At 70.5% G+C, this 2947-nt stretch carries 3 protein-coding genes; 1 reads left to right on the plus strand and 2 read right to left on the minus strand.

The window, feature by feature from the left end; genetic code table 11:
* Window positions 1-531: 531 nt before the first annotated feature.
* Window positions 532-1443, minus strand: coding sequence for a DMT family transporter (locus VIB55_RS12025; RefSeq protein ID WP_331876889.1), 912 nt, complete (start codon window positions 1441-1443; stop codon window positions 532-534).
* Window positions 1444-1648: 205 nt separating this feature from the next.
* Between VIB55_RS12025 and VIB55_RS12030 the strand changes: the two genes are divergently transcribed.
* Window positions 1649-2029 carry a hypothetical protein gene (locus VIB55_RS12030; protein ID WP_331876890.1) on the plus strand — a complete coding sequence of 127 codons (381 nt, stop codon included), beginning with the start codon at window positions 1649-1651 and terminating at the stop codon, window positions 2027-2029.
* 78 nt (window positions 2030-2107) lie between these two features.
* Here the strand turns inward: VIB55_RS12030 and VIB55_RS12035 are convergent, their stop codons facing one another.
* The gene (locus VIB55_RS12035) at window positions 2108-2917 is read right to left on the minus strand and encodes a sulfite exporter TauE/SafE family protein (protein WP_331876891.1); all 810 of its coding nucleotides are present in this window, start codon (window positions 2915-2917) and stop codon (window positions 2108-2110) included.
* Between the last annotated feature and the right edge of the window lie 30 nt (window positions 2918-2947).

A 2947-nucleotide genomic window follows, 5' to 3' on the forward strand; every position in this document is an offset into this window, starting at 1 on the left:
AGGGAGAATTCGCTCGCGCTCCGCCCGGTGTCGTGCACTCGACTGCGCGTGCAGTCCGCGAAGGCGGACTTTGGGCCGTCGTTGCCGCGACCTCAGTCGCCCCAGCGGGGCCCGGGCGTTGCGCTCCGGCTGGCTACGCGCACTCGACTGGCTCCCTTCCCCCGCGGCTGGTTGCGGGGGCAGGGTTGGGGATGGGGGGCGCCCGCCCGAGCGCCGGACCTGCCTCTACGCACCAATCCCGAAGTGTACCCCCTCTCCCACGCTGTTTGTGGGAGAGGGTCGCACGCGTGTCAGCGCGGCGGGGTGAGGGCCCCACGGCAGCCGAGGCCTCGGCCACGGTGACCGCTACCGCGCCGAGGTTTGTACGTGCCCCAGGCTAGATCCTTCGGCCCGCGAAGGGAGTGCTGCGGGCAGGTCCGGTGCGCCTGGGCCTCAGGATGACAGATTGCCGCGCCGGCTACCGGTTCCTTTCGCACTTTCGCACTTTCGCACTTTCGCACTTTCGCACTTTCGCACTCACGCACTCCCCCGCTACCCCTCCTGCCCCGCCGCGGACACCCGCCCGTCCCGGGCCTTGGCCGCGCGCCCGGCGCGGATGGAAACCCACACGCCCGCGAAAATGAGCAGCGTCGCCGGGATCATCCGCGGCGAGGGGCGCTCGCCCAGGAAGGGGATCGCGAGCGACGCCGTCATCACCGGTTGGATGTAGACGAACATGGCCACGAGGCTGGCCTCTGCCCGGGCGAGCGCCCACACGTTCAGGTAGTACGCGGCCACCGTCGGCACCGCGACGATCCACGCCAGCGCCGCCCACGTGGCCACGCCCATCCCTCCCACCTCGCGCATGGCCGGCGCGATGCCCCAGGGGAAGATGCCGACGACCCCGAACACGAACACCCAGGTGATCACCGTCAGCGCGTTGTAGCGGCCCAGGATACCGCGCGAAATCACCAGGTACACGGAGTACGCCGTGACGTTGGCCAGCGCCAGCAGGTTGCCCAGCACGCTCCCCTGGTGAAGCCCCACGCCCACGAGGAGCAGCGCGCCACCGCCGGCCAGGGCAATGCCCAGCCACTTGGCGGGCGTGGCGGACTCGTGCCGCATGAGGATGGCCACCAGCAGCGTCAGCGCCGGGCCGGCGGTCACCAGCGTCTGCGCGGCCGTGGCCGTGGTCATCGTCAGCGCGGTGATGTACAGCAGCTGGTTCAGGATCACACCGAACACGGAGTACAGCGCCAGCCGCAGGTAGTCTGCCCGCGACCTCACGCGCTGGCCGCCGGTGGCGAAGTGGATGGCCAGGAACAGAACCGCGGCACCGGTGACGCGAAGGAGCGCCAGCGCCGGGCTGGACAGGTCGCGCAGGGCGATCTTCACGGCGATGGGCAGCGTGGCGAAGAACACCTGCACCAGGAGGAGCGCGACGTATACGGGCGATGGACGCAAAGCGATCCGGCTTGTAAGGAGTAAAAAGCTCCGGCCCCGCCACGACGGCGGGACCGGAGTCCGGGTGATACGCCGCGGATCGCGATGCGTGCCCCGGTGCGATGCGCGGCCTGGCCGAAACGACGCCCTGTCCGCCGCGTTCGGCGGTGCGTATCTTGCCGCCGCAGCAGCACCGTCAGCAGCCAGTCACCAATCCGGAGGAACGATGAGCGAGACGCACGAGCACGATCACGGGCACGGGGAAGAAGGGTTCGGGGTCGCCCTCGGCTTCCGTATCTTCGAGGCGGAGGGCGAAATCTACATGGCCGAGGCCGAGATCTCGTCGTACGTCGACGACCCCAACGCGCTGGGCGCCACGCTGGTGTTCCACTCGCTGAGCAACCTGGACCCCACGGCCGCCCCCGATGAGGACGAGGACGACGCGGGATGGCGCGTGGACATCGACGACGAGCTCACCCGCGACGAGGCGGGCGCCACGCGCGACCAGTTCCACGGCATCCTGCGCCAGCTGGCCGGCCTCAGCGAAGACGACCTGCGCCGCTACCTGACCGCGGCGCGCGAAGAGCAGGGGATCGACGAGGAGTAACCGCGCGCCTTCCGATCGATCGAAAGAAGCGGGGGCGAGCCGGGTGCTCGCCCCCGCTTTCTTTCCAGGCGTCCGTGGTCAGAACGGGCGGAAGAGGAGGAACAGGAACGAGGCCAGGCCGACGGCGATGATCGCGTGGCGTACGCGCTGCTGGCTGACGCGCTGGGCCATGCGTGATCCCGCGTACCCGCCCAGGAGCCCGCCCGCGACCATCGCCAGCGCCACGGGCCAGTCCACGATGCCGCTGAGCGCGAAGATGACGGCGGCCACCCCGTTCATGCAGCTGGCGCCCCAGTTCTTCAGGCCATTCATGCGGTGGATGTTGGTGAAGCCCATCATCCCCAGCCCCGCGAGCATCAGGATGCCGACCCCCGCGCCGAAGTAGCCGCCGTACACCCCGATGGCGAACTGCCCCGCGACGAAGAGCCAGGGAGCGACCTCGGGGTCACGGCCGGCCGGCATCTCCGCGGCGGCTGGCGGCGCGCCGCCGGTCCCGCGCAGGCGGCGCATCAGCGGGCCCTGCGCCAGGAACAGGAGTGTGGCGCCCAGCACCAGGAACGGAACGATGATGGCGAAGCGATCGGGGGGAGTGCGCAGCAGCAGCCACGCGCCGAGCACCCCGCCCGCGATGCTGGGCAGAGTAAGGCGCAGCACCCAGGCACGGGCCCCGCGCAGCTCGCCGCGATAGCCCCACATGCTGCTCAGCGCGCCCGGCCACAACGCGACGGTGCTCGTGGCGTTCGCCGTCAGCGCGGGCACGCCCAGCCCCACGAGGGCCGGAAAGGTGACGAGCGTACCGCCGCCGGCGATGGCGTTGATGCCGCCCCCCAGCACCGAAACCAGGAACACGGCGGCCAGCGCGAGTGCGGAAAGAGGTTCGTAGGCCATCAGGAAACCTGCCGGCTCGACTGCCTACGG

The sequence above is a fragment of the Longimicrobium sp. genome (genome assembly GCF_036554565.1).
Classification (GTDB): Bacteria; Gemmatimonadota; Gemmatimonadetes; order Longimicrobiales; family Longimicrobiaceae; genus Longimicrobium.